The sequence below is a fragment of the Streptomyces sp. AP-93 genome, from assembly GCF_022808175.1.
Lineage (GTDB): Bacteria > Actinomycetota > Actinomycetes > Streptomycetales > Streptomycetaceae > Streptomyces.
Genome location: NZ_JALGBX010000010.1, coordinates 222,731 through 248,322 on the forward strand (window position 1 = coordinate 222,731; position 25,592 = coordinate 248,322).

General features: G+C 71.3%; 23 protein-coding genes. 16 read left to right on the forward strand and 7 right to left on the reverse strand.

Annotation, left to right across the window (positions count from 1 at the left end):
• The first annotated feature begins 3 nt into the window (after positions 1-3).
• The gene (gene nudC / locus MTF69_RS18815; protein WP_279345916.1) at positions 4-957 is read left to right on the forward strand and encodes an NAD(+) diphosphatase; all 954 of its coding nucleotides are present in this window, start codon (positions 4-6) and stop codon (positions 955-957) included.
• 66 nt (positions 958-1,023) lie between these two features.
• On the opposite strand, the gene MTF69_RS18820 is transcribed toward nudC, so the two are convergent.
• Complete coding sequence (locus tag MTF69_RS18820; protein WP_243336057.1) at positions 1,024-1,926, reverse strand: aldo/keto reductase; 903 nt, start codon at positions 1,924-1,926, stop codon at positions 1,024-1,026.
• Positions 1,927-2,040: 114 nt separating this feature from the next.
• Entirely contained in the window at positions 2,041-2,301 is a 261-nt protein-coding gene (locus MTF69_RS18825) for a mycoredoxin (RefSeq protein ID WP_243336058.1), read from the reverse strand.
• 256 nt (positions 2,302-2,557) lie between these two features.
• Here MTF69_RS18825 and MTF69_RS18830 point away from each other — a divergent pair, with 256 nt between their 5' ends.
• The 5 genes from MTF69_RS18830 to MTF69_RS18850 all read left to right on the forward strand — a co-directional run bounded on the left by MTF69_RS18830 (position 2,558) and on the right by MTF69_RS18850 (position 6,386).
• Entirely contained in the window at positions 2,558-4,666 is a 2,109-nt protein-coding gene (locus MTF69_RS18830; protein WP_243336153.1) for an ATP-dependent DNA helicase UvrD2, read from the forward strand.
• A 169-nt stretch (positions 4,667-4,835) separates the two neighbouring features.
• Complete coding sequence (locus MTF69_RS18835) at positions 4,836-5,195, forward strand: hypothetical protein (protein WP_243336059.1); 360 nt, start codon at positions 4,836-4,838, stop codon at positions 5,193-5,195.
• A gap of 168 nt (positions 5,196-5,363) precedes the next feature.
• Positions 5,364-5,735 (forward strand): WhiB family transcriptional regulator, encoded by a 372-nt coding sequence (locus MTF69_RS18840; protein WP_214949242.1) that lies wholly within the window; start codon positions 5,364-5,366, stop codon positions 5,733-5,735.
• Positions 5,732-6,064: a hypothetical protein gene (locus MTF69_RS18845; RefSeq protein WP_243336060.1), complete on the forward strand. Its 333-nt coding sequence runs from the start codon at positions 5,732-5,734 to the stop codon at positions 6,062-6,064. The genes MTF69_RS18840 and MTF69_RS18845 overlap by 4 nt, the downstream gene beginning before the upstream one ends.
• Positions 6,065-6,176: 112 nt before the next feature.
• A complete protein-coding gene (locus MTF69_RS18850; protein WP_374323334.1) occupies positions 6,177-6,386 on the forward strand; it encodes a hypothetical protein in 210 nt (69 codons plus the stop codon).
• Positions 6,387-6,460: 74 nt separating this feature from the next.
• On the opposite strand, the gene MTF69_RS18855 is transcribed toward MTF69_RS18850, so the two are convergent.
• On the reverse strand, positions 6,461-7,792 hold the full coding sequence (locus MTF69_RS18855; protein WP_243336062.1) for an AarF/ABC1/UbiB kinase family protein: 1,332 nt from the start codon (positions 7,790-7,792) through the stop codon (positions 6,461-6,463).
• A 223-nt stretch (positions 7,793-8,015) separates the two neighbouring features.
• Between MTF69_RS18855 and MTF69_RS18860 the strand changes: the two genes are divergently transcribed.
• Entirely contained in the window at positions 8,016-11,138 is a 3,123-nt protein-coding gene (locus tag MTF69_RS18860) for a tetratricopeptide repeat protein (protein ID WP_243336063.1), read from the forward strand.
• A 5-nt stretch (positions 11,139-11,143) separates the two neighbouring features.
• Here MTF69_RS18860 and MTF69_RS18865 read toward each other — a convergent pair whose 3' ends face one another.
• Positions 11,144-12,250, reverse strand: a complete 1,107-nt coding sequence (locus tag MTF69_RS18865; RefSeq protein ID WP_243336064.1) for a ThiF family adenylyltransferase — start codon at positions 12,248-12,250, stop codon at positions 11,144-11,146.
• Positions 12,251-12,517: 267 nt separating this feature from the next.
• Between MTF69_RS18865 and MTF69_RS18870 the strand changes: the two genes are divergently transcribed.
• From MTF69_RS18870 to MTF69_RS18885, 4 genes are all read left to right on the forward strand, one after another.
• A complete protein-coding gene (locus MTF69_RS18870) occupies positions 12,518-13,057 on the forward strand; it encodes a M48 family metallopeptidase (protein WP_243336065.1) in 540 nt (179 codons plus the stop codon).
• A 139-nt stretch (positions 13,058-13,196) separates the two neighbouring features.
• On the forward strand, positions 13,197-14,849 hold the full coding sequence (locus MTF69_RS18875; protein ID WP_243336066.1) for a TerD family protein: 1,653 nt from the start codon (positions 13,197-13,199) through the stop codon (positions 14,847-14,849).
• Between the two features lie 29 nt (positions 14,850-14,878).
• Complete coding sequence (locus MTF69_RS18880; RefSeq protein WP_243336154.1) at positions 14,879-15,559, forward strand: AIM24 family protein; 681 nt, start codon at positions 14,879-14,881, stop codon at positions 15,557-15,559.
• 17 nt (positions 15,560-15,576) lie between these two features.
• Positions 15,577-16,332 (forward strand): AIM24 family protein, encoded by a 756-nt coding sequence (locus MTF69_RS18885; protein ID WP_243336067.1) that lies wholly within the window; start codon positions 15,577-15,579, stop codon positions 16,330-16,332.
• Between the two features lie 66 nt (positions 16,333-16,398).
• On the opposite strand, the gene MTF69_RS18890 is transcribed toward MTF69_RS18885, so the two are convergent.
• Together MTF69_RS18890 and MTF69_RS18895 are read right to left on the reverse strand one after the other, a co-directional pair.
• Positions 16,399-16,923 (reverse strand): NUDIX hydrolase, encoded by a 525-nt coding sequence (locus MTF69_RS18890; RefSeq protein WP_243336068.1) that lies wholly within the window; start codon positions 16,921-16,923, stop codon positions 16,399-16,401.
• Complete coding sequence (locus MTF69_RS18895; protein ID WP_243336069.1) at positions 16,920-18,323, reverse strand: zinc-dependent metalloprotease; 1,404 nt, start codon at positions 18,321-18,323, stop codon at positions 16,920-16,922. Before MTF69_RS18895 ends, MTF69_RS18890 begins: the two co-directional genes overlap by 4 nt.
• A gap of 192 nt (positions 18,324-18,515) precedes the next feature.
• On the opposite strand from MTF69_RS18895, the gene MTF69_RS18900 reads away from it, so the two are divergent.
• From MTF69_RS18900 to MTF69_RS18915, 4 genes are all read left to right on the forward strand, one after another.
• On the forward strand, positions 18,516-19,679 hold the full coding sequence (locus tag MTF69_RS18900) for an SDR family oxidoreductase (RefSeq protein ID WP_243336070.1): 1,164 nt from the start codon (positions 18,516-18,518) through the stop codon (positions 19,677-19,679).
• Between the two features lie 247 nt (positions 19,680-19,926).
• On the forward strand, positions 19,927-20,388 hold the full coding sequence (locus tag MTF69_RS18905; RefSeq protein ID WP_243336071.1) for a molybdenum cofactor biosynthesis protein MoaE: 462 nt from the start codon (positions 19,927-19,929) through the stop codon (positions 20,386-20,388).
• 184 nt (positions 20,389-20,572) lie between these two features.
• A complete protein-coding gene (locus tag MTF69_RS18910; protein WP_243336072.1) occupies positions 20,573-20,764 on the forward strand; it encodes a hypothetical protein in 192 nt (63 codons plus the stop codon).
• 70 nt (positions 20,765-20,834) lie between these two features.
• Entirely contained in the window at positions 20,835-21,926 is a 1,092-nt protein-coding gene (locus tag MTF69_RS18915; RefSeq protein ID WP_243336073.1) for a PDZ domain-containing protein, read from the forward strand.
• A gap of 28 nt (positions 21,927-21,954) precedes the next feature.
• Here MTF69_RS18915 and MTF69_RS18920 read toward each other — a convergent pair whose 3' ends face one another.
• Positions 21,955-22,527: a PPA1309 family protein gene (locus MTF69_RS18920; RefSeq protein ID WP_243336074.1), complete on the reverse strand. Its 573-nt coding sequence runs from the start codon at positions 22,525-22,527 to the stop codon at positions 21,955-21,957.
• Between the two features lie 126 nt (positions 22,528-22,653).
• Here MTF69_RS18920 and MTF69_RS18925 point away from each other — a divergent pair, with 126 nt between their 5' ends.
• Positions 22,654-25,575 (forward strand): UPF0182 family protein, encoded by a 2,922-nt coding sequence (locus MTF69_RS18925; protein WP_243336075.1) that lies wholly within the window; start codon positions 22,654-22,656, stop codon positions 25,573-25,575.
• Positions 25,576-25,592: the final 17 nt, after the last annotated feature.

A 25,592-nucleotide genomic window follows, 5' to 3' on the forward strand; every position in this document is an offset into this window, starting at 1 on the left:
GAGTTGGAAGTACCTGTGAGCACCCATACCGAGTCCGAGCGTCCGATCTCGCTGGCCGCGCCCAGCGGAATCGACCGCGCCGCGCACCACCGCCTCGACGAGGCGTGGCTCGCCGCGGCGTGGAGCCACCCCAGCACCCGCGTCTTCGTCGTCTCGGGCGGCCAGGTCCTGATCGACGACACCCCCGACGGCGGCACCGCGATCGTGATGACCCCGGCCTTCGAGGCCCCGGTCACCGAGACCCACCGGTACTTCCTGGGGGCCGACGAGGACGGCGTACGGTACTTCGCGCTGCAGAAGGACTCGCTGCCCGGCCGCATGGACCAGTCGGCCCGCCCGGCCGGGCTGCGCGAGGCCGGAATGCTGCTGTCCGCGCGGGACGCCGGGCTGATGGTGCACGCGGTGGCGCTGGAGAACTGGCAGCGCATGCACCGCTTCTGCTCCCGCTGCGGCGAGCGCACGGTGGTCGCCGCGGCCGGGCACATCCGCCGCTGCCCGGGCTGCGGGGCCGAGCACTACCCGCGGACCGACCCGGCCGTGATCATGCTGGTCACGGACGACCAGGACCGCGCGCTGCTGGGCCGCCAGGTGCACTGGCCCGAGGGCCGCTTCTCCACCCTCGCGGGATTCGTCGAGCCGGGCGAGTCGATCGAGCAGTCGGTCATCCGCGAGGTCTGGGAGGAGGCGGGCGTCAAGGTCGGCGAGGTCGAGTACGTCGCCAGCCAGCCCTGGCCGTTCCCGTACAGCCTGATGCTGGGCTTCACGGCGCGCGCCGTCACCTTCGACATCACGGTCGACGGGGACGAGATCCAGGAGGCCCGCTGGTTCTCCCGCGACGACCTGCGCACGGCGATCGAGGTCGGCGAGATCCTCCCCCCGGCGGGCATCTCCATCGCGGCCCGCCTGGTCGAGCTCTGGTACGGCAAGCCGCTCCCGAAGCCGGTCACGGCCGCCTGACACCCCCGCACCGCCCGGACACCGACGAAGGCCCCCGCTCCGGCGGGGGCCTTCGTCCGTCCCTGGTCAGGCGGCGCTACCACCGTCGCGGTCGGACGGCGGACCAGAGGACTGGCCGGACGACTGATCCGAGGACTGGCCGGACAGCCGGTCGAGGCGGGCGCGCTGGGCTTCGGTCAGCCGGAGGCCCTCCGCGGCGAGGTTCTCCTCCAGGTGGGTGATCCGGGACGTGCCGGGGATCGGGAGGATCACCGGCGAGTGCCCGAGGAGCCAGGCGAGCGCGACCTGCGTGGGGGTGGCTCCGGCCTCGGCCGCCACGGCGGCGATCTCGGCGGTCGCCCCGGACCGTCCCCAGGCGACGGTGGCCCACGGCAGGAACGCGATGCCCGCCGCCTCGCAGGCCGCGAGCACGGGTTCGTGCTCCCGGTCGAGCAGGTTGTAGCGGTTCTGCACGCTCGCGATGTCGACGATCTCCCGGGCCGCGTCGAGTTCGCCGACGGTGACCTCCGACAGCCCGATATGGCCGATCTTGCCCTCGGCCCGCAGGTCCCGCAGCGTGCCGATCTGGTCGGCGAGGGGCGTCCGCGGGTCGAGCCGGTGCAGCTGGAGCAGCTCGATCCGCTCGACGCGCAGCCGGCGCAGCGCCTGCTCGACCTGCTCGCGCAGCGCGGCCGGACGCGCGTCCTGCGTCCAGTCGCCCGACGGGACGGACCGGGCGATGCCGACCTTGGTGGTGACCAGGACCCCGTCCGGGTAGGGGTGCAGCGCCTCGGCCAGCAGTTCCTCGTTGGCGCCCCAGCCGTACAGGTAGGCGGTGTCGATCAGGGTGATGCCCAGCTCGACGGCCCGCCGGGCCACCGCGAGCGAACCCTCACGGCCCGGACCCGGGTCCGTGGGCAGGCGCATGGCCCCGAATCCGAGCCTGCGCACTTCCAGATCTCCGCCGATGCGAAACACGGTCGTCGTCACGTGCCGCTTCCTCCCCCTTGATCACGTAGCAAAACGACAGGCCGGTCGGCCGGTCCCCGCAGACGCAGAAGCCCCCGCCTCGGCGGGGGCCTTCCGTGCGTGGCGTTCAGCACATCAGACGGCGAGGGCCTGCTTGACCTGGGCCAGGCTCGGGTTCGTCATGACGGACTCGTTGCCCGCGGAGGAGGTGACGAGGACGGTGGGAACCGTCTGGTTGCCGCCGTTCGCCTTCTCCACGAACGCCGCGGACTCGGGGTCGAGCTCGATGTTGATCTCGGTGTAGGCGATGCCTTCCCGGTCCATCTGGCTCTTCAGCCGACGGCAGTAGCCGCACCAGGTCGTGCTGTACATCGTGACCGTTCCCGCGTCCTGCATGCTGCGCTCTCCATTCGTGGGTGCTCGTTGGTCCGATTGGCCCGAGGGATTGAACGTACGGGACCGCGCGCCCATTCCCGCCCGCCCGCGGGCAGGTGCTCGTACCCCGCTCCGGTACGACCATGTTCCTGTCGGACGAGCACGGGCGGCCTGTGGACGGATTTCCCGGCCTCCCCACGAGACCTGGCAGCATGGCGGGGTGACATCAGCAACGCACTCCTCATCCTTCACGCCCGGCGCCGACTCGGCCGACGCGGTGCTCCTGGGCCTGGACCCGGAGCAGCGCGAGGTCGCGACGACCCTGCGCGGGCCGGTGTGCGTGCTCGCGGGCGCCGGCACGGGCAAGACCCGGGCGATCACCCACCGCATCGCCTACGGGGTCCGGTCCGGCCAGCTGATGCCGGCGAGCGTGCTGGCCGTCACGTTCACCAACCGGGCCGCCGGCGAGATGCGCGGCCGCCTGCGCGAGCTGGGCGCGGGCGGGGTCCAGGCGCGGACCTTCCACTCCGCCGCCCTGCGCCAGCTCCAGTACTTCTGGCCCAAGGCGGTCGGCGGCGACGTGCCCCGGCTGCTGGAGCGCAAGATCCAGTTCGTCGCCGAGGCGGGCGCGCGCTGCCGCATCCGCCTCGACCGGGGCGAGCTGCGCGATGTCACCGGCGAGATCGAGTGGGCGAAGGTCACCCAGACCGTGCCCGCCGACTACCCGGCGGCCGCCCGCAAGTCCGGTCGCGAAGCCCCCCGGAACCTGGCCGAGATCGCCCAGATCTACGGGACGTACGAGCAGCTCAAGCGCGACCGCGGCATGATCGACTTCGAGGACGTGCTGCTCCTCACCGTCGGCATCCTGCAGGACCGCCACGACATCGCCGAGCAGATCCGCACCCAGTACCAGCACTTCGTCGTCGACGAGTACCAGGACGTCAGCCCGCTCCAGCAGCGGCTGCTCGACCTCTGGCTCGGCGAGCGCGACACCCTCTGCGTGGTCGGCGACGCCAGCCAGACGATCTACTCCTTCACCGGCGCCACCCCCGACCACCTGCTGAACTTCCGCACCAAGTACCCGCAGGCCACCCTGGTCAAGCTGGTCCGCGACTACCGCTCCACCCCCCAGGTGGTCCACCTCGCCAACGGGCTCCTCGCCCAGGCCAAGGGCCGCGCCGCCGAGCACCGCCTGGAGCTGGTCTCCCAGCGCGAGACCGGCCCCGACCCGGTCTACGCCGAGTACGCGGACGAGCCCGCCGAGGCCGAGGGCATCGCCCACCGGATCCGGGACCTCGTCGCGGCCGGCGTCCCGGCGGGCGAGATCGCCGTGCTCTACCGCATCAACGCCCAGTCCGAGGTCTACGAGCAGGCCCTCGCCGACGCCGGAGTCCCCTACCAGCTGCGCGGAGCCGAGCGCTTCTTCGAGCGCGCCGAGGTCCAGAAGGCGATCCTCGCCCTGCGCGGAGCCGCCCGTTCCGGCGGCAACGACCGGCTGCTCGACGACGTCGTGGAGCTCGGCTCGCAGGTGCGGGCCGTGCTCAGCTCCACCGGCTGGACCAGCGAACCGCCCGCCGGTTCCGGCGCCGTCCGCGACCAGTGGGAATCGCTGGCCGCGCTGGTCCGGCTCGCCGAGGACTTCGCCCGCAGCCGGCCGTCCGCGACCCTGGCCGACCTGACGGTCGAGCTGGACGAACGCAAGGCCGCCCAGCACGCCCCGACCGTCCAGGGCGTCACCCTCGCCTCGCTGCACGCGGCGAAGGGCCTGGAGTGGGACGCCGTGTTCCTCGTGGGCCTGACCGACGGCATGATCCCGATCACCTATGCGAAGACCGACGAACAGGTCGAGGAGGAGCGCCGGCTGCTCTACGTCGGCGTCACCCGGGCCCGGCACCACCTGACGCTCTCCTGGGCCCTCTCCCGGACTCCGGGCGGCCGCGGGTCCCGACGCCCCAGCCGCTTCCTGAACGGCCTGAGGCCGGGCTCCCTGGCGCCGGGAAGCAGGCCGGGCGGTCCGGTCGAGCCCGGGGCCCGCAAGCGGGGCCGCCGCGGCCCGGCCGTGTGCCGGGTCTGCCGCAAGACCCTGACCGACGCCGGCGAGCTGAAACTGATGCGCTGTGAGGACTGTCCTTCGGACATGGACGAAGGGCTCTACGAGCGCCTGCGCGACTGGCGCGCCGTCCAGGCGAAAGAGCAGGGCATGCCCGGCTACTGCGTCTTCACGGACAAGACGCTGATGGCCATCGCGGAGGCCGCGCCCTCGCAGGAGGGAGAGCTCTCGATGATCTCCGGCGTGGGTGCCCGGAAGCTCGAGCGGTACGGAGCCGACGTGCTCGCCATCTGTGCAGGTGGGGAGCCCGGGACGGAAGATCCTGACGACGCGTAGAAACTCGTCGGAAAAATAGTTTGCACATGCCCAGCGAAGCCCCATAGGTTCTTAGCAACGGAAACGGTGGCTTCTCCGAAGCCCCTGATCCGTGCTGTACTTATCCGAATACGCATGGGACCAGGCCTCCGGGCCGAAGTCCCCGAGACGCCGAGAGGAGGCGAGACCAGTGACCAGCTTCATCACCGCCAGCAAAATGACCGATCGCTCGGTCGCCGCTTCCTGCACCCTCGGCTCCTCCACGCTCCTTGCCCTCACGGGTACCGGTCTGCCGGTCACCGGTCTGTCCGCCATGTGCGCTGACAGCCCCGTCCGGCCCGCCGCGCAGAGCGCGCTGCCGGTCCGTGACCGCAATGAGCGACCGACCCAGGCACCGGTGGCAGTACTGGCAGCAGAAGCCCAGGCGCATGGCGCCTATGCCTTTGCGGCCGCAGCCGGTGCCGGATCCAAGACGACGCAGGCGAAGAAGCAGCAGCACCGCCTGATGTGGGCCTACCGCGGGCTCGAACCCTGGAGTGATCCAGTCTGATCTGACGATCAGGCCGGCGCCTTCAGGGCCGCGGAACCCCACCCGGGATCCGCGGCCCTTCTGTTTGTCCCCGTACAGGGGACGACGGACCGAAGGGGCGAGGTACCCCAGCCGCCCCCGGCCGACCGGCCGGAACGACTAGACGAACAAGACGAGGAAGAAACCACCGTGCAACTCGAAGCGCACGCCCCGTCCGTACCGAAGACCCAGACCCTCTCCCCGCCCGCAGTCCCGGAGGACTCCACCTTGACTCCCCTCACCGCGCTGACCGCGCTCGACGACGCCATCGAGAACCTCGGCGTGCCCGTCGCCTGTCGCACCTACGACCCCGAGGTCTTCTTCGCCGAGTCCCCGGCCGACGTCGAGTACGCGAAGTCCCTCTGCGGCACCTGCCCGCTGGTCGAGGCCTGCCTCGCCGGCGCGCTGGAGCGCCGCGAGCCCTGGGGTGTCTGGGGAGGCGAGCTCTTCGTCCAGGGTGTCGTCGTCGCCCGGAAGCGTCCCCGTGGCCGTCCGCGCAAGAACCCGGTTGTCGCGGCATGACCGCCAACGGAACCATCGACCGCCCCCTCACGCGCGACCCCCTGAAGCAGGCCCTCATGTCCCCCCACGCCACCACGAGCGAGCAGCCGCACGGCTCCGCCACCGCAGACTTCATCACCGCCGGCGCGATCACCTCGCGTCAGAACAGGACCCGCGAAATGCAACTCATCCCAGAAGCCATGGCTCGTGCCCATATGGACGACCGCATGCGTGAGGCCGACGCCGAGCGTCTCGCCCTGCGCCTGGTCGCCGCGCGCCGCATGCAGCGTCGCGCCGAGCGCGTCTCGCTGCGCGCCCGGCGCGCGCTGGCCATGGCCGTCATGCACTAAGAGAGAGCTCGAGAGAGAGCTCGGAGGAAACCACCGGGGGGACCGGCCCGAACGGGCCGGTCCCCCCGGTGCGTTGCGGACCGCCCGTCGGCCCCCGCGGGGATATCGTCTGGTGGTGGACCAGCCGACTCCCCACCCGGCACCGCCGGGAACCGAGGCCCCGCCCGTCGTCTGCGCGCGCTGCGGCGCCCAGTCCCCGGCCGGCGCCCCGCCCACCTGGACCTGCTCCGTGGAGAACGGGACCAGACAGTACTTCTGCGTCGACTGCGCGCGTGCGAACCTCCGCGCCATCGAAGGCCGCCTCGACTCCGCCTGGTGGTGAGCGCCCGGCGGTGCGGGCCTGGTGGTGCGGGCCCGGTGGTGTGCGCGCCCGGTCGGGGCCGCCCGCCGCCGGGCTCAGCCCTCGTCGGGCAGGAACCCCGGCGCCCAGGACTCCAGTTCCTCGCGGAGCCTGACCGTGGCGCCGAGCTGGCACAGCACCCCGATGGTGCTCAGCGTCACCCGGTGGATCAGCAGGTAGGAGGGCGGCAGGTTGATCTGCCGGCCCAACTGGTGCGCGGGGGAGCGCGGGTCGGCGATCCGCGCGGCCTGGCCGCGCAGCCAGGTCCGGGTGAAGGTGAACTCCTCGGCCTCGGCCGGTTCGAGCATCGGCTTCAGATAGTCGAGCACCGCGTCGGCTTCCAGCTCGATCGACTCGCGCACGAACCCCTCCGCGCGCAGGTGCCCGTAGACCCCCTCCGCGTCATCGTCCAGCGCCATCCGCAGCGACCGGCCGATGGGCTTGGGCCAGCCGCCCGGCAGCCGGTCGACCGTCCCGAAGTCCAGTACGCCCAGCCGCGTCCGGCCGTCCGCCCCGGAGACCAGCCGGAAGTTGCCCGGGTGCGGATCGGCGTGCAGCAGCCCGGTGCGCGCGGGGCCGGAGAAGAGGAAGCGGGCCAGCAGCTGTCCGGCGCGGTCGCGCTCCTCCGGGGTGCCGTCGGCGATCACCTCCGACAGCGGGGTCCCCTCGATCCACTCGGTCACCAGCACCTCGTCGCCCTGGTACACCACGTCCGGCACGACCACGTCCTCGTCGCCGTCGAAGGCGTCCGCGTGCGTCCGCTGCGCCTCGGCCTCCAGCTCGTAGTCCAGTTCCTCCGAGACGCGGTCGCGCAGTTCCTTGATCAAGGGCTTGATGTCCATGCCCGGGATCAGCGGCCCGAGCAGCCCCGCGAACCGGCTCAGCTGCTTCAGGTCCGACAGCAGGGCCTCGCCGGCCCCCGGGTACTGGACCTTGACCGCCACCTCGCGGCCGTCGTGCCACACCGCCCGGTGCACCTGCCCGATCGAGGCCGCCGCGGCGGGCTTGTCCTCGAACTCCTCGAACAGCTCCCGCCAGTCCGCGCCCAGCCGCTCCGACAACACCTGGTGCACGGTGGCCGCGGGCAGCGGAGGGGCCGCCTCCTGCAGCTTCGTCAGCGCGGCCCGGTAGGGTCCGGCGACTTCTTCGGGCAGCGCCGACTCGAAGACCGAGAGCGCCTGGCCGAACTTCATGGCGCCCCCCTTCAGCTCTCCCAGTACGCGGAACAGCTGCTCGGCGGTGCGCTGCTGGAGCTCACGAGCCACTATCTCCGCCGACTTGCCGCCGATCCGCTTGCCGAGCCCCCAGGTGGCCCGGCCCGCTATGCCGAGCGGCAGCGCGGCCAGCTTGACGGTACGGGTGACCGCCTTCCGGGGAAGATCAGACACGAGCCCCTCCAATTCCCAGACAGCTGAGCCGTAAGCGGCCTTCGGGGGAGTCCCCCGAGGGCCTTCCCGGCCAAGGGCATCCTGTCATGACGCTCTGCGCCCACCCCGTCCGAGTCTCCTGCCCGGACCCGGCGGGAATCCACCGGTCGGCAGACGCCGGCCGCACCCATGGGACAGCATGGTGGTGGAGCGGACCGCGTAATGCCGGTGGAAGGGCTGGGGGATGGCGGGGCGGGGACCTTCGAGGCAGGAACTGATCCGGCGACGCCGATCCGTCGGCTTCATCGGCAGACAAGGTGAGGTCAGCGCCTTCCGGGACGCCCTCAGGCAGCCCCCGGAGGATGCGGCGCAGTTCCTCTTCCACATCCGCGGTCCCGGCGGCGTCGGCAAGTCGACCCTGGTACGGCACCTGGAGACCATCGCCCGCGAGGGCGGGGCGGTCACCGCGTACGTGGACGAGTCGGTCGCGGACGTCATCGAGACGATGGAGGCTGTCAGCGCCCAGTTCGCCCAGCGCGGCCTGGCCATGAAGGGCTTCGACAAGCTGCTGGCCACCTACCGCCAGCGCCGGCACGAGGCCGACGCCGGAGTCCTCGCGGCGGTCACCGGGCCCGACCCGGTGACCGGAGGCGTCCCGTCTCCGTCCCCCTCCAGCATGATCGCCTCGCAACTCGGCCTCGCCGGGCTCGGCATGATCCCGGGCGTCGGCGCGCTCACCGGCGTGGTCGACCCGAACCAGGTCGCTGCCGGCGCGGACCGGGTCAAGGCCCTCCTCAGCACCAGGCTGCGCAACCACGGCGACGTCGAGCTGGTCCTCTCCCCACTGGACACGCTGACCCCGGCGTTCCTCGAAGAGCTCGCCGAGGTGGCACGCAAACACCCGTGGATCGTGCTCTTCTTCGACACCTACGAGCGCACCGGCCCCATGCTGGACACCTGGCTCCGTGACGTGCTGGGCAGCGAACGCTACGGGGAGTTCCCCGCGAACGTGCTGGTCACCCTGGCCGGACAGTCGAAGCTGGCCGCCCGCACCTGGGAGGACTGGCACGACCTGGTCACCGACTGGCCGCTGGAGGTTTTCACCGACACCGAGGCACGGCTCCTCCTCACCGGAAAGGGAGTCACCGACGAGCGGGTCGTCGAGGTGATCCTGCGCCTGTCGGGCCGCCTTCCGGTCCTGGTCTCCACCCTGGCCGAGACGCAGCCGGGCACGGTGGAGGAGGTGGAGGAGATCGGGGACCCGAGCGGCACCGCAGTCGAGCGGTTCCTGAAGTGGGTGCCCGACCCCGCCCGCCGGGCCGCAGCCCTGGCCTGCGCGTTCCCGCAGGAGCTGGACGAGGACGTCTTCCGGGCCGCGGTCGAGGACGAAGCGGCCGAACTCTTCGGCTGGCTCCGGTCGATGCCCTTCGTCACCGACCGCTCGGGTCACTGCCGCTATCACGAGGTGGTCCGCGGCGCGATGCTGCGCCTGCAGCGCAGGCAGTCCCCGATCCGGTGGGAGCAGCTCCACACCCGGCTGGCCGATGCCTTCCGGCGGCGCCGCGAGCACCTGGAGGAGGCGGCCGCCCCGTCCGAAGGGTGGTGGTCGGACGAGACCTGGCGCGGCCACCGCCTGGAGGAGGCCTACCACCGCCTCTGCGCCGACCCCCGCACCGCCCTCCCGGCCGTGCTCCGGGACCTGGTCGGCGCCTATGACCACGGCATCACCACCCTCCACCGCTGGACCGCAGCCCTGGCCGCAGCGGCCCGAGACACGGACTCCGCCGAGGTGACCCGGTGGTCCGAAGAACTCCGGTCGAACCTCGACCAGCCAGCCCCGGGCATCGCCGCCCTGACCCTGCTCCTGACCCGGGCGGCTCTCGACACCGACGCCAGGGCCGCGGCCCTGACCCTCCGCGGCCGGGACCACCGCGAGGCCGAGCAATACCCGCAGGCCCTGGCCGACTACACCCATGCCCTCGCCCTGAACCCCCAGGCCGAGCGCACCTACTTCGGCCGGGCGTGGACCCACGCGCTCACACGGAGCGACGACGAGGCCATCGCGGACTACACCCGGGTCATAGAACTCGATCCAGGCCAGTTCTCCAGCCTGGTCGGCCGCGCGCTCTCGTACCGCTCGTCCGGGAGGTACGAGGAGGCCCTGGCCGACCTCGACCGTGCGATGGCGATCGTCCCAGACGATCAGTGGGCGATCACGAGCCGCGGCGTCACCTATCACGGGATGGCCCGTTACGAGGAAGCTCTGGCCGACTTCACGCGCGCCCTCGCGGTCCAACCTGCAAACGGGGCCCAGACCTTGGTGAATCGAGCTCACACCTTCGAGGTGTTGGGGCGCTACGAGGAGGCGCTCGACGACTTCAGACGTGCCATCGAGCTCTCGCCGGACTATGACTGGGCCTTCACGAGCCGCGCTTTCACCCTTCGTAATCTGGGGCGGAACGAGGAGGCCTTGGCAGACTTCACGCGGGCGGCCGAGCTGAGTCCTGGCTACGCCCCAGCGGTAGTCGGCAGAGCCGATACCCAGCGTGCGGCCGGGCGATACGAAGAGGCGTTGGTGGACTACACGCGAGCCATCGCGCTCAGCCTGGGTGGTGTTTGGGCTCTCGCCGGCCGCGGCGACACCTGCCTGTCGCTGGGCCGGCACGATGAGGCACTGGCCGACTTCGATCGCGCCATCGCACTCGAGCCGGACAATTCGTGGGCCTTGTTCCTGCGCGCCGGGACACGGATGAAGCTCGGCCACTTCGAGCGGGCTCTCGCCGACTGGGAGCATCTTCAGGGGATCAGCCACGAACACAGTTGGGCCATCAGGAGGGGAGGCGATTGCCGCCGCATGCTGGGCGAGTACGAGGAGGCCTTGGCTAACCACGATCGCGCGGTCGAGCTCCGTCCCGCCGACGCGTCCACGCTCACCGCGCGGGGTCTGACTCACCGTCTGCTCGGCCGCTATGGTGAGGCGTTCGCCGACCTCGCCCGCTCTCTCGAGCTCGACCCCGATGACGCTTGGACGCACTACGAGATGGCCGTTGTCAGGACCGCACTCCGATACCCGGACCGTGACCACCACCTGGCGCGCGTGATTGAACTGCGGAGCTCTCACGACGCCGGAGTGCAGGATGCTCTCGAAGCGGACAGCCTCCTGCTCGCCCACTGCCTGCGGCCCGACTGGGAGCAGGCCGAGCAGCGCCTCGCGGAGTTTCTGGAAGCTGCTCCGCTCCCGGGGCAACTGCACGCGCTGATCGTCAACCTCCGCAGTCTTTTCCTCGTGATCCCGTCGGCCGAGCCCCGCATCGAAGGGTTCTGCCAGATCCTCGAGGCGCGGCTCACGGTGCCTCCTCCCCCATAGCCCCCTCACGCCCCCACCCCCTGCCCCGCCGGGACACTGGCCGCCGCGCACGGGCAGTCGGGGTGTGGGTGGACGGGGGTGGACTGCCAGTCGAGGGCCGGGAGGGAGGCCTCCCAGCGGGTGGCGGTGGAGGCGGGGAGTTCGCCGTCGAGGAAGGACAGGGCGTGGGCCGCGGCCAGGCCGGCCACGGCGGTGGAGAGGCCCAGGTCGCAGGCGGCCGCGGTGCGGCGGCGGTGGGCCGAGCGCCACTGGACCAGCATGCGTGGCCAGGCCGGGTCCCGCTCGATCCGGTCGCGCTCCATACAGCCGGCGCACGCCGTGGCTCCGGGGAGGACCAGCGGTCCCACCAGGCCGGTGCCTTCCAGTACCCCCGCGTACAGGTGAGGGGTGCCGGTGGTGACCCAGTCGGCCGCCGTCTGCGGATCGGGAGCCCAGGACTGCAGCCCGTCCCGGGGTGCGACCACCACCAGGGCCATCCCCGGCTCCGGTCCCTCGCTCTCCCCGGCCCGCGGCCCGCGCCCGGGGGCCGCGTCGCGGACCGCCGTCCGCGCCGCCTCGGCGCGCAGCCGTCCCACGCTGCCGGGGCCCAGACCGCCCGGCGCCACGTCCGCCGGCTGCGCGCGGCCCCCGTCGAGCACCTCGACCCGGCCGATGCCCGCTCCCGCCAGGACCGAGGCGATCACCGCCCCCACCCGGCCGCTCCCGCGCACTTGAACCCGTATCACCCGGCGGGCGGCGACCCCTTGTAAGTCCCCGCCCGGCCGGGGACGCACCAAAGACAGCGACCCCAGGTCCGGGCCGAGCCGCTCCAGGGCCTCGGGGCGGTTCCGCACCGCCTGGGCGTGGGGGCCGCCCGCCGTGGCGTCGTCGAGCAGCCCGGCCGCCGCCAGCCTGCGCACCACCTCGTCGACCCGGCCGTCCGGGAGCCCCATCGTCTTGCCCTCCGACCGGAGCAGCTCCATGCCCCGCGTCCCGTCGATCAGGTCGAGGAGCGAGCCCGTCGCCGTGTCCACCGGTCCGAGCACCACCGCGTGGGCGGGCGTCACACCGAATTGCACCGTCTGCAGATCCCGCCAGGCCCGTGCCAGCGCCGGCTTCACCTTTGGATACATCGCGGTCCTCCCTCGATTCGCGGTTCGATTCACGCGCCGCATTCCCGTGAGTCCGCGTCGCTTTCCGCAAGATTGCCCGGCCGGCGAAAGGCCTGCGCAAGTTTGTCCACAGGTGAGGGGTATTAGGTATATGAAATGAATGGTTGGGATTCTTTGATCCGCCTCTGGCCCGCCCGCGGCCTGTCCGTGCCGCCGACTGCGCATCGGTTCGTGTTCGACTCCGAGCGGGGCGGGACTTCCGCCGTGGCGAGCGGGTACGGTCATGGCGTGTCCGCCGATCCACCGCAGCGCGCCGTCGAAGTCCGCCGGAGCGCACGCCGCCGAAGGACCGTATCCGCCTACCGCGAGGGTGATCGTACGGTCGTCCTCATCCCTGCCCGGATGTCCGAGGCCGAGGAACAGCGCTGGGTGGGCGTCATGCTCGACAAGCTGGCGGCGCAGGAGAGCAAGCGCACCCTCGGGGACGCGGAACTCGCCGAGCGCGCCGAGCGTTTGTCCGAGCAGTACTTCAGCGGCCGCGCCCGCCCCCGCACGGTCCGCTGGGTCACCAATCAGAACACCCGCTGGGGCTCCTGCACCCCGGCCGAAGGCAGCATCCGGCTCTCGCACCGCATCCAGGGGATGCCGGAGTACGTCGTCGACTACGTGCTGCTGCACGAGCTGGCGCACCTTCTCGTGCCCGGCCACGGCCCCAGCTTCTGGGAACTCCTGGAGGCATACCCGCGCACCGAGCGGGCGCGCGGGTACCTCGAAGGAGTCGTCGCCGCCGAACGCCTTCCGAAAGTCCCCGCCGCCCGCGAGGAATGATCCGCATTTGCCCGCTATATGCCCTGGATGTCACACCTCGTGATATGTACCGGGTCGGTACCGACTTGGCCGGATGTCCGAGGTTGCCGTTAGCCTGAGCGGCACGCATTCACAGTCGGGATGGGGGACGGTCTTACGTATGGCCAGGGAATTCCAACGCGGTCACAAGGCCAAAATCAGTGATCTGACGGCGGGCACGGACCTCTATGTGGGTGTCCAGATCGCCGGGCCAGGACTCGCCATCGACATCAGCTGCTTCGGCCTCGACGTCAACGAACAGCTCTCGGACGACCGCTACTTCGTCTTCTTCAACCAGCCGAAGTCGCCGGAGGAGTCCATCCAGCAGCTCGGCACGCAGGCCGGCGACACGGAATCCTTCCGGGTGACCCTGGACCGCATTCCGGCCAACATCCACAAGCTCTCCTTCGCCGCCTCGATCGACGGCGCCGGGCAGATGTCGCAGATCGGCCCCGGCTACATCCGCATCGTGGCGGGCGGCGAGGAAGTCGTCCGGTACTCCTTCTCGGGCTCGGAGTTCAGCACCGAGCGCGCGCTGATGATCGGCGACTTCTACCTCAAGGACGTCTGGCGCTTCGCCGCCGTCGGCCAGGGCTTCGACGGCGGGCTCGCCGCGCTGCTCCAGAACTTCGGCGGCGAGGTCGCCGAGGAGGAGCAGCCCGCACCGCAGGCGCAGGCCCCGGCCGCCGCGCCCGGCTTCGCCCCGCCCCCGCAGGCCGCCGCCCCGGCACCCTCCTTCGGCGCGCCCGCCCAGGCGCAGCCCCCGGCCCCGGCGCCCTCCTTCGGCGCTCCCGCGCAGGCCCCGCCCCAGGCCCCGGCGCCCGCCCAGGCTCCGGCCCCGGCACAGGTCCCGGCCCCCGCGCCGTACCAGCAGCCCGTCCACGCGGCCCCCACCATGGCCGCACCGATGGGCGCACCCCTGGCCCCGCCCGCCCCCGCGCCCTACGGGCAGGTTCCGCCGCCCGCCCCGGCCCCCGCGCCGTACGGGCAGCAGCCGCAGCCCTCGTACGGCCAGGTCCCCGGCCAGCAGCAGCCCCCGTACGGCCAGCAGCCCGGCTTCGGCCAGCAGCCCCAGGGCTACGGCCAGCCCGCGATGGCGGTGCCCGCCGCCGGCGCCGGACTCGCCGCCGCCCTCCAGCCGTACAAGGAAGCCCCCACGGGCGCCCGCTGGACCCCGCAGAACCAGCAGCTCATGCGCGTCGACCTGGCCATGGGCGGCCAGGCCGTCCTCGCCCGCCAGGGCAGCATGGTCCTCTACCAGGGCAAGGTCGACTTCAGCTACAAGGGCGCGGGCTTCGCCGGCCGCGTCGTCGGCAACGCCACCGGCCAGGAGATGCAGCTGATGCGCTGTGCCGGCCGCGGCCAGGTCTTCCTCGCGGAGGAAGGCGCCCACCTGCACGCCATCGAGCTCCAGGGCGACGCCATCTGCGTCTCCGCCGAGAACGTCCTCGCCTTCGACGAGTCGCTCCAGCACGAGGTCCGCCGCATCGAGGGCCACGGCATCCCGGGCGGCGCCCTGTTCACCATGCAGTTCCAGGGCACCGGCACGGTGATCGTCAAGACGCACGGCGTGCCCGTCGTCCTGCCCGTCACGCCGACCACCTTCGCGGACAGCAACGCCATAGTCGCGTGGTCGGCCGCCTCCCAGGTGATCATCTCCAGCCAGGTCCGGCTGCGCCGCAACGCCTACCCCGGCCACAGCGGGGAGACCGTGAACCTCCAGTTCCGCGGCGCCCCCGGCAACTTCATCGTCGTCCAGCCGTACGAGGTCTGAGGGAGCCCCACATGAATGCCATGAACGCTATGAACCAGCAGCTCGCGGGCTACGCCCCGACCCCCGTCACGGCCCGCATGGAGAACCACGGCCGCGCGATGCTCAAGGTCGCCATGCAGAGCGGCCAGGACCTCTTCGCGCGCACCGGATCGATGGTCGCCTACGAGGGCTTCGTGCAGTACGAGCCCAACCCGCCGGCCGTCCGCCAGATGGCCTCGCAGTGGCTCACCGGCGAAGGCGCCCCGCTGATGAAGGCCTCCGGCGACGGCCTGCTCTACCTCGCCGACTACGGCGCGGACGTCGTCGTCATCAACCTCAACAACGACTCGCTCTCCGTCAACGGCACCAACCTGCTCGCCTTCGACGCCCACCTCCAGTGGGGCGTCGAGCGGGTCAAGGGCATGGCCAAGTTCGCCGGCCAGGGCCTGTTCAACGTGTCGGTCGCCGGTACCGGCTGGGTCGCGATCACCTCGCGCGGCACGCCGATCGTGGTCGACTGCGGGCGCGGCGACGACGAGACGTACGTCGACCCCGACGCGCTCGTCGCCTGGTCCCCGAACCTCAAGGTCAAGGGCAAGCGCAGCTTCAAGGCCTCGTCCATGCTCGGCCGGGGCAGCGGGGAGGCCTACCAGATGGCCTTCTCCGGCCAGGGCATCGTCGTCGTACAGCCCAGCGAGGACAGCACCGACCGGCTCCGGGCCCGGGGCTGAGGGGGAGAAGACACACCATGCAGAGCTCACTTTTCGCCCACGCAGAGGCGCAGTCCCAGGAGCGGTACGCCGTCCAGAACCCGCAGCTGCTGCGGGTCTCGCTGAGCGGCTCCGACGACGTCCTCGCCCGCAAGGGCGCGATGGTCGCCTACCAGGGGATCATCGACTTCGACGGCGAGTACCAGAGCACCACCCAGCGCGATGCCCGCGCCCGCACCGGTGAGGGCCTCGACCTGATGCGCTGCTCCGGGCAGGGCACGGTCTACCTCGCCAACCTGGCGCAGTACGTCCACGTCGTGGACGTGGACCAGGAAGGCCTCACCGTCGACAGCAGCTACGTGCTGGCCCTGGACTCCACCCTGCACACCGAGGCCATCGCGGTGGACAGCCAGTACGGGATCTCCGGCTCCGGCAAGTACCAGCTCAACATCACCGGCCGCGGCAAGGTCGCGCTGATGACCTCCGGGCAGCCGCTGATGCTGCAGGTCACGCCCGACAAGTACGTCAACGCCGACGCGGACGCCATCGTCGCCTGGTCCACCTCGCTGCGCGTGCAGATGCAGGCCCAGACGCACTCCACCGGCGTCTGGCGGCGGCGCGGCAACACCGGCGAGGGCTGGGAGCTGAGCTTCCTCGGCACCGGTTTCGCCCTGGTCCAGCCGAGCGAGGCGCTCCCGCCGCAGAACGCACAGATCGGGCAGGGCGCGGCCGCGCAGTTCGGCATGGGCCAGCAGGGCGCCCACGCGCAGAACCAGAACAACGCCTGGAACTAGCCGGACGGCGTACGCGACGGGGGGCGGGCCGCATCAGGCCCGCCCCCCGTCGCGCGTCCAGCCCGGTCAGAGCCGCGCCAGCGTCGCCTCCAGCAGCCGCACCACGGAGGTGTCGGCCACCTCCGCCACCTGGGCGTACGGGAACCAGCGCAGGTCCAGCGACTCGTCGCTGATCGCTTCGAGGGCCCCGGCGGGCGCCAGCACCGCGTACTGCACGTCCAGGTGCCAGTTGCACGGAGCCGGGATCGGGTGCCGGTCCAGGCGCACCGGGCCGCCGGGCAGCAGGGTCAGCCCGTCGGTGATGCCGGACTCCTCGCGGGCCTCGCGCAGGGCCGCGTCGGCGAGGGTGGCGTCACCCGGCTCGCAGTGCCCGCCCATCTGGAGCCACATGCCCAGCTTCTTGTGCAGGGTCAGCAGGACGCGCTCCCGCTCCGGGTCGATCACCAGCGCGCTGCCGGTGATGTGGCCCGCCCGGCAGGGCTTGTAGACCCCGTCGGGATGCGCCGCGAGGTGCTCCAGGTAGACGTCGCGCAGTTCGGGCTGGTCCTCGTAGCCCTTGAGGACCAGGACCGCGTCTTCGTGCAGGGTCACTTCTTGTCGTCGCCGTCCTGCTCGCGCTTCTGGGCGGCCTCGCCCAGCATCTTGTCGATCTCGGAGAAGTCCAGCTGCTCGCGGTGCACGAACCCGTCCGGGTCGTCCAGGTCGGAAGCGGTCGGCAGCATGTCCGGGTGCTCCCACAGCCCGTCGCGCCCGTCCACGCCGCGCGCGTCGGTGAGCGAGGCCCACAGCCGCGAGGCGTCGCGCAGCCGGCGCGGCCGCAGCTCCAGCCCGATCAGCGTCGCGAAGGTCTGCTCCGCCGGGCCGCCGGAGGCGCGCCGCCGGCGCATGGTCTCGCGCATGGCGTCGGCCGAGGTCAGACGGGGCTTGGCCGCCTCGTGCACGACCGCGTCGACCCAGCCCTCGACCAGCGCGAGCGCCGTCTCCAGACGGGCCAGCGCGGCCTTCTGCTCGGGGGTGTCCTGCGGCTGGAACATGCCGCCCTGGAGGGCTTCCTGCAACTGCTCCGGGTTCGACGGGTCGAGCTGGCCGACCACGTCCTCCAGCTTCGAGGTGTCGACCTTGATGCCCCGCGCATACCCCTCGACCGCGCCGAAGAGGTGCGAGCGCAGCCACGGCACGTGCGCGAAGAGCCGCGCGTGGGCGGCCTCGCGCAGGGCCAGGTACAGCCGGACCTCGTCGGAGGAGACGCCCAGGTCCTTGCCGAAGCTCTCGATGTTCAGCGGCAGCAGCGCCGCCTTGCCGGCCGGGCCCAGCGGGAGCCCGACGTCGGTCGAGCCCACGACCTCGCCCGCGAGGGTGCCCACGGCCTGGCCGATCTGCTGGCCGAACATGGCACCGCCCATGGAGCGCATCATGCCGAGGAGCGGGCCCGCCATGGCCTGCATCTCCTCGGGCAGGACACTGCCCATGGCCGCACCGACGCGCTCGGCGACCGGGTCCACGAGCTCCTTCCACACCGGCAGGGTCGCCTCGACCCACTCGGCGCGGCTCCACGCCACGGCGGTGGCGGCGCCCGACGGCAGGGAGGTGACGTCGTCGAGCCAGTGGTCGGCGAGGCGCATGGCCTCCTCCACCGCCGACTTCTCGGCGACGCCCACACTGGCGTCCTTGACTCCGTCCGCGGTGCCCTGGGCCACGGTCTGGCGGGCGATGTCCTTGGCCATGTCCCAGTTGACCGGGCCGCCCTCGTAGCTCAGCATCTGGCCGAGCTGCTGGAAGGCGGCGCCGAGGTCGTTCGGGTTCATGGAACCGAACATCGCGGCGAAGGGGTTGTCGGCGTCGCCGGGACCGCCGGGGCCGCCGGGCAGGCCCGTGCCGAACCCGAACGGATTCGGGCCGCTCTGACCGCCCTGGTTGCCCTTCTTCTTGCCCTCGTCGCCGTTGTCCGGCTCCTCGGGCGGAAGGCCGAATCCGAATGGGGTGTCGCTCACGGGTTTCCTCGGCTCGTAGGGCCGCCGGCGGGAGCCGGCGGGCAATGGATCGACAACACCACCCAGCGTAGACACCAGACCCGCTTCCGGGCTCGGTGCTCCGCTGACTCCTGGGCTGCGGCAGGATGGACATCAACTGGTGGGTGCGCGTCACGGCGCGTCCCTACTGAAGACAACCGCTGGAGACGCCTGGTGAGTTCCCCAGATCCGCACGCTTTGGACGAGCAGGGCCCCGAAGACCGCCCTGAGCACGGCGAGGACGCCCAGGGCGTTCGCCGGACGCGAAACCCGGGCGGTTCCGCGCGCCGAGGCCCGGTGATCGCCGTGACCGGCGCCGCCTCGGGGGTCGGGGCGGCCCTGGTGACCAGGCTGGCCGCGTCCGAGGAGGTCAAGCGGGTCGTCGCGATCGACGAGCGGCGCGGGGACTGCACCGAGGCGCAGTGGCACCTCCTGGACGTACGGGACCCCGCGATCGCGGAGAAACTGCGCGGCGCGGACGTCGTGGTGCACCTCGCGCTGGACCTCGACCTGGAGACCGACCCGGCGGCCCGTACGGCCTACAATGTGCGGGGGACCCAGACCGTGCTCACCGCCGCCGCGGCGGCCGGAGTGCACCGGGTCGTGCTCTGCACCTCGGCCATGGTCTACGGGGCCCTGCCGGACAACGACATCCCGCTCTCGGAGGACGCCGAGCTGCGCGCCACCGCCGAGGCGACCGGCGTCGGCGACCTGCTGGAGATCGAGCGGCTGGGCCGCCGGGCGCCGCGCGCGCACCCCGGCCTGAACGTCACCGTGGTCCGCCCGGCGGTACTGGTCGGCGGCACGGACACCGCGCTGACCCGCTACTTCGAGTCCCCGCGCCTGCTGGTGGTGGCGGGCTCCCGCCCGACCTGGCAGTTCTGCCACGTCGAGGACCTGGTCAGCGCGCTGGAGTACGCGGCCCTGGAGAAGGTCGAGGGAGAGCTGGCGGTCGGCTGCGAGGGCTGGCTGGAGCAGGAGGAGGTCGAGGAGCTGAGCGGGATCCGCCGCATGGAGCTCCCGTCGGCCGTGGCCCTGGGCGCGGCGGCCCGGCTGCACCGGATCGGCCTCACCCCGTCCCCGGCCGGGGACCTCGCGTACACGATGCACCCGTGGGTGGTCAGCGTCAGCCGGCTGCACGCGGCGGGGTGGCGCCCGCGCTGGACCAACGAGGAAGTGCTCGCGGAGCTGCTCCAGGAGGTCGCGGGGCGGCACACCGTGGCGGGGCGGCGGCTGGGGCGCAAGGACGCCACGGCTGCCGGTGCCGCGGGGGCGACGGTCGCGCTGCTGGGTGCTGCCGCCGCGATCCGCGCAGCCCGCCGGCGCCGGGGCATCTGACCCCGGGCGGGGTCGGGGCGCGGCCCCCGGTGCGGCGCCGTCGCCGGGGGCGCCGCCCCCGGACCCCCGCGCCTCAAACGCCGGCGGGGCTGGATGTGGCCGGGGGTCGGCCTGCCCGTGCGGGCCGACGGGTGTGAAAGGTCGTGCCGCGACCAGGGGGTTTCTGTAGGAGGCTCCCAAGGGGGGCGGTGGGGACCTGGTGAAACTGCTATTCCGCCGGGTCGGCGGCTAGGGCACGATGGAAGGTATGGCACCGCACTTCGACCACCCCGGCGAGCACGCCGCTCCGGACCCGATCCGGCTGCTCGAAATCCGTGAGACCCCGCTCTCGATCGACGAGGTCTTCCAGGCCGTCGGCGACGATGCGGCGGGCGGCACGACGCTGTTCGTCGGCACGGTGCGCGACCACGACAGCGGGGCGGACGTCGACCAGCTCGGCTACTCCTGCCACCCCTCGGCCGAGGCGGAGATGCGCCGCGTCGCCGAGCGCGTCGTGGAGAAGTACCCGGTCCGCGCTCTCGCCGCCGTCCACCGCATCGGCGACCTGGCCGTCGGCGACCTCGCGGTGATCGTCGCCGTGTCCTGCCCGCACCGCGGCGAGGCCTTCGAGGCCGCCCGGATGCTGATCGACGACCTCAAGCACGAGGTCCCGATCTGGAAGCACCAGACCTTCGCGGACGGCACGGAGGAGTGGGTCGGCGCCTGCTGAGGCAGGGTCGGCCGGAGTGGTCCGCGGCCCGCGAAGGGGCCGTGAAGGGGGCCGTGAAGGACGGTCCGGGCCTTCGGATTGCCCCGTTCGGACGCGCAACACGCCCTCGATTTGCGTAACCCCCTCCCGGGCAGCAGCGTTGAAGCCACCAACAACACGTACTTCGGGGTAGGGAGACACGCCCATGGCGTCTTTGGCGTGGTTGCTGATTCCGCTGTTCGCCGCGATCGGAGCGGCGATATGGGGCAGCTGGGCGGCACGCGACCGTACAGCCGGTGACATATCCGAGCTCGCGGGCTACGCGCGGTTCCGCGAGGCCATGGGCCAGAGCGAACCGGACGCGCACCGCAAGAAGGACACGGTCGACTCCGTCTGACGCGGCTCCGGGCCCCCGTACGGACCGGCCCCGGGGGCCGCTCGTCAGGGCCGTCACGTACTGTCGATCCATGCCACGCCGCACTGCGACGATGCTCGCCTCCACCCTCATGCTCTTCGCGCTGCTCTGCGCGGGAGTGTTCATGAAGGCCCCGTACTCCGAGATGAGCCCGGGCCCGACCGTGAACACGCTCGGGGACTCGCACGGCGAGCCGGTCCTGAACATCTCGGGGCGCAAGACGTACCCGACGACCGGGCACCTGAACATGACGACGGTGCGCGTCACCGGCGCGGACTACGACATGAACCTGCTGGAAGCCGTGTACGGCTGGGCCGCGGGCGACAACATCGTCGTGCCGCACGAGAACCTGTACCCGGACGGCAAGACGGAGCAGGAGTCCACGCAGGAGAACGCCGAGGAGTTCAGCCAGTCGCAGGAGAGCGCCAAGGTGGCGGCCCTCAAGCAGCTCGGCATTCCGGTGGCCGCCCGCGTGATCGTCGCCTCCGTGGTCAAGGGCAGCCCCTCCGAGGGCAAGCTGCACGCCGGGGACGTCATCAAGGCCGTGGACGGGACCCCGGTCAAGGCTCCCGAGGACGTGGCGAAGCTGGTCACGAAGCACAAGCCGGGCGAGCCGGTCGAGTTCACCATCGTGCCCGCCCCCCAGGCCGCCGAGGCCGAGAAGGCGCACCGCGAGCCCACCGGCACGACGAAGGTCACGATCATCGCGGGCAAGGCGGAGGGCGACGGTCACGCGATCGTCGGCATCCGGGCCGGCACCGACCACACCTTCCCGTTCACCATCGACATCAAGCTCGCCGACGTCGGCGGTCCCAGCGCCGGCCTGATGTTCGCGCTCGGCATCGTCGACAAGCTCAACCCGGAGAACCTGACCGGCGGCAAGTTCATCGCCGGCACCGGCACCATCGACGACGCGGGCAAGGTCGGCCCGATCGGCGGCATCCAGATGAAGACCATCGGTGCCCGCCAGGCCGGCGCCCAGTACTTCCTGACGCCCGCCGAGAACTGCGCCTCCGCCGCGAGCGACGTGCCCGACGGGCTGACGCTGGTGAAGGTCTCCACCATCGACGACGCCGTGAAGGCGCTGGAGAAGATCAGCAAGGGGGACACGGCCGGGCTGACGCAGTGCAGCGCCAAGCCCTGACCGCTTCCCCGTCACCGGCAGAGACGACCTAGTCGAGGAAGGTCGCGGCCAGCGCCTCGGCGAGCCCCGGCACCAGCGTCGCGCCGGTCAGCACCTCGTTCGCCGAGTCCTTGTCCCGCAGCCGTACGGCCGACTCGCGCGAGCCGTTGCGCAGGACGCCCACGGTCAGCCGTACCTCCTGCCGGTCCGGGTGGGAGGCGACCCACTTGGCCAGCTGCTTGTCGCTGAGCCCCTCCGGTACGGAGGACTCCGCCGACGGCGGCAGCATCAACCGCTCCACCGTCAGTGCGCAGCCGAGGATCGACGGGGGCCAGGCGATGGTTCCCAGGAACTTGTCCAGCGGGGTCCCGGCCGGCACCTCGTCCTGCTCGATCGGGGTGAGCTGGTTCTTGCCCGTGTCGTCCTGGTCGAGGCCGAGCTGACGGGCGACGCCCGGCGCCTCCTTGCGCAGCTTGGCCGTGTCGACCAGAGCGAAGAGCCGGGCGGGCTTGTCCCAGCCGAGGGTGGAGGCGTACTCGTCGATTTCGAGGACGGCACGGGTCAGCGGGCTTGCCGCCATAGGGGTGCCGGGGGACGGCGAAAGGTTGGACATGGGCAACATCCTGCCTCCTTTCCCCCGGATACCGGGAACTGACTAAAGCCTCAGTAAGTTGCATGAGTGGGCTCTACGATCGGGGGCCCATGCTTTGAAAAATCTCAGCATCACTTACACACAGCGACTTTCGAGGTGCGCACCTTGGCTTTCCAGATGCCGGACCGCGGCGGAGGCCCCTCCGGGCCACGGATGAGAGTCGGCCGCCCGTCCCGGCGCGCCCGGACTCTTCTGATGACCTTGGGCGTGCTGGCCGTCCTGGCCATGGCGTTCATCATGTTCGCCGGCTTCTGGACGGACTGGCTCTGGTTCCGCTCCGTCAACTACTCCACCGTCTTCACCACCACCCTGTGGACCAAGGTCGGCCTCTTCGCCGTCTTCGGCCTCCTCATGGCCGGTGCCGTCGGGCTGAACATCTGGCTGGCCCACCGGCTGCGGCCGCCGCTCAGCGCGATGTCGATGGAGCAGCAGAGCCTCGACCGCTACCGGATGACCGTCGCGCCGTACCGCAAGTGGCTGCTGCTCGGCATCTCCGCACTGGTCGGCCTGATCGCGGGCGCCTCGGCGGCGGGCCGGTGGAAGACCTGGCTGATGTACGTGAACGGGGTGCCCTTCGGCACGAAGGACCCCCAGTTCAACCTGGACGTGTCGTTCTACACCTTCGACCTGCCCTGGTACCGCTTCCTGCTCGGCTTCGGCTTCGCCGCCGTCGTGCTCTCGGTGATCGCCGCCGCCGTCGTGCACTACCTGTACGGCGGACTGCGGGTCACCAGCCCGGGTGCGCGGGCCACCGCCGCGGCGACCGGCCACCTGTCGGTGCTGCTCGGCCTCTTCGTCACGCTCAAGGCGGTCGCGTACTTCTTCGACCGGTACGGCCTCGCCGTGAAGTCCAGTGACTTCAAGGCCGCGGACAACTGGACCGGCCTGCGCTACGTCGACGCCAACGCCTACCTGCCGGCCAAGACGATCCTCGTCGCCATCGCCGCGATCTGCGCGCTGCTGTTCTTCGCGACGCTGTGGCGCCGCACCTGGCAGCTCCCGGTCATCGGCTTCGGCCTGATGGTGCTCTCGGCGATCCTGATCGGCGGGCTGTACCCGGCGATCGTGCAGAAGTTCCAGGTCCAGCCGAACGAGCAGGCCAAGGAATCCCCGTACGTCCAGAAGAACATCAAGGCGACGCGCGACGCCTACGGGGTCTCCGACGCCTCGGTCACGGACTACCCGGGCCTGCCGGACCCCAAGGCGGACAAGAAGAAGCTCCGCCAGGACGCCAACACCACGGCGAGCATCCGTCTGCTCGACCCGAACATCGTGTCCCCGGCCTTCCAGCAGCTCCAGCAGAACAAGGGCTACTACGGTTTCCCGGCCACGCTGGCGGTCGACCGGTACAAGGGCCAGGACACGGTCATCGGGCTCCGTGAGATCAACCTCGCGGGCATCCCGAAGAACAACTGGATCAACGACCACTTCCGTTACACCCACGGATACGGCGTGGTCGCGGCCAAGGGCACCGAGGTGACCGGCAACGGGGAGCCGGTGTTCACCGAGTCGGGCCTGCCGGCGAAGGGCGACCTCGGGACGTACGAGCAGCGGATCTACTACGGCGAGCAGACGAAGCAGTACTCGATCGTCGGCGGACCGCAGAAGGAGCTCGACTACGCCAACGACGAGGGCGAGAAGGAGACCACCTACCAGGGCGACAGCGGGGTGAGCCTGGGCAACCCGGTCAACCGCGCGGCGTACGCCCTGGCCTTCAGCGAGCCTCAGATCCTCTACTCCGGCGCCATCGACGACAAGTCGAAGATCCTCTACAACCGCACGCCCAAGGCGCGCGTCGAGGCGGTCGCCCCGTGGCTGACGATCGACGGAGCCGTCTACCCGGCGGTGATCGACGGCCGGGTCCAGTGGATCGTGGACGCCTACACCACCACCAACGGCTACCCCTACGCGTCCCGCACCCAGCTCGGGGACACGACGGCGGACTCGCTGACCAACTCCCAGCGCGCCGTGGTCGCGCAGGAGAACCAGGTCAACTACATCCGGAACTCGGTGAAGGCCACCGTCGACGCCTACGACGGCACGGTGAAGCTGTACCAGTGGGACACAAAGGACCCGGTCCTCAAGACGTGGATGAAGGCCTTCCCCGGCACGGTGAAGGACAAGAAGGAGATCTCGCCGACCCTGATGGAGCACCTGCGCTACCCGCAGGACCTCTTCAAGGTCCAGCGTGAGCTGCTGACCCGCTACCACGTCACGGACCCGCAGACCTTCCTCAGCGGCAGCGAGGTCTGGGCGGTGCCGGACGACCCGACCACCAAGGCGGGGACGGCGGTCCCGCCGTACTACCTCTCCATGAAGATGCCGGGCCAGAAGGATCCCAACCAGGCCTTCTCGCTCACCACGACGCTCACGCCGAACGGCAGGGACAACCTGAGCGCCTTCATGGCGGTCAACGCCGATCCCACCACCTCGGACTACGGCAAGATCCAGTTGCTGAAGCTGCCCACCCAGAACCCGGTGGACGGCCCGAAGCTCGTCCAGGCGAGATTCAACTCCAAGCCGGAGATCGCCCAGGAGATCAACATCCTGAGCCGGGGCGATTCCCAGGTGGAGTACGGCAACCTGCTCACGGTCCCGCTCGACAAGGGAATGCTCTACGTCGAGCCGGTGTACGTGCGCGGTGGCGGCCTCAAGTACCCGCTGCTGAAGAAGGTCCTGGTGACCTACGGGGACCAGACGGCCTTCGAGGACACGCTGGAGAAGGCGCTGAACGTGGTGTTCGGGGCCGAGTCGGCGACCACCCCGCCAGGCGACGGGACAACGACCCCGCCGGGCGACGGGACCACCACCCCGCCGCCGGCCAGCCAGGACCCGACGGTCAAGGCGGCCCTCGCGGACGCGCAGAAGGCGGTCGACGACGCCGACAAGGCGCTCAAGGCCGGCGACTGGACGGCGTACGGAAAGGCCCAGAGTGATCTGCAGGCCGCCCTGAAGCGGGCGATCGAGGCCGAGGCGAAGGTGGCGGCGCCCGCGCCCACCCCGACGCCCAGCGGATAGGCGGTAATGGTTCCACC

Coding starts and splice junctions, on each gene's coding strand:
- MTF69_RS18860 (WP_243336063.1), top strand. CDS start 8,016: ATGGCGGGGCGGGGACCTTCGAGGCAGGAACTGATCCGGCGACGCCGA.
- MTF69_RS18875 (WP_243336066.1), top strand. CDS start 13,197: ATGGCCAGGGAATTCCAACGCGGTCACAAGGCCAAAATCAGTGATCTG.
- MTF69_RS18865 (WP_243336064.1), bottom strand. CDS start 12,250: ATGTATCCAAAGGTGAAGCCGGCGCTGGCACGGGCCTGGCGGGATCTG.
- MTF69_RS18910 (WP_243336072.1), top strand. CDS start 20,573: ATGGCGTCTTTGGCGTGGTTGCTGATTCCGCTGTTCGCCGCGATCGGA.
- MTF69_RS18915 (WP_243336073.1), top strand. CDS start 20,835: ATGCCACGCCGCACTGCGACGATGCTCGCCTCCACCCTCATGCTCTTC.
- MTF69_RS18845 (WP_243336060.1), top strand. CDS start 5,732: ATGACCGCCAACGGAACCATCGACCGCCCCCTCACGCGCGACCCCCTG.
- MTF69_RS18885 (WP_243336067.1), top strand. CDS start 15,577: ATGCAGAGCTCACTTTTCGCCCACGCAGAGGCGCAGTCCCAGGAGCGG.
- MTF69_RS18920 (WP_243336074.1), bottom strand. CDS start 22,527: ATGTTGCCCATGTCCAACCTTTCGCCGTCCCCCGGCACCCCTATGGCG.
- MTF69_RS18905 (WP_243336071.1), top strand. CDS start 19,927: ATGGCACCGCACTTCGACCACCCCGGCGAGCACGCCGCTCCGGACCCG.
- MTF69_RS18880 (WP_243336154.1), top strand. CDS start 14,879: ATGAACCAGCAGCTCGCGGGCTACGCCCCGACCCCCGTCACGGCCCGC.
- MTF69_RS18825 (WP_243336058.1), bottom strand. CDS start 2,301: ATGCAGGACGCGGGAACGGTCACGATGTACAGCACGACCTGGTGCGGC.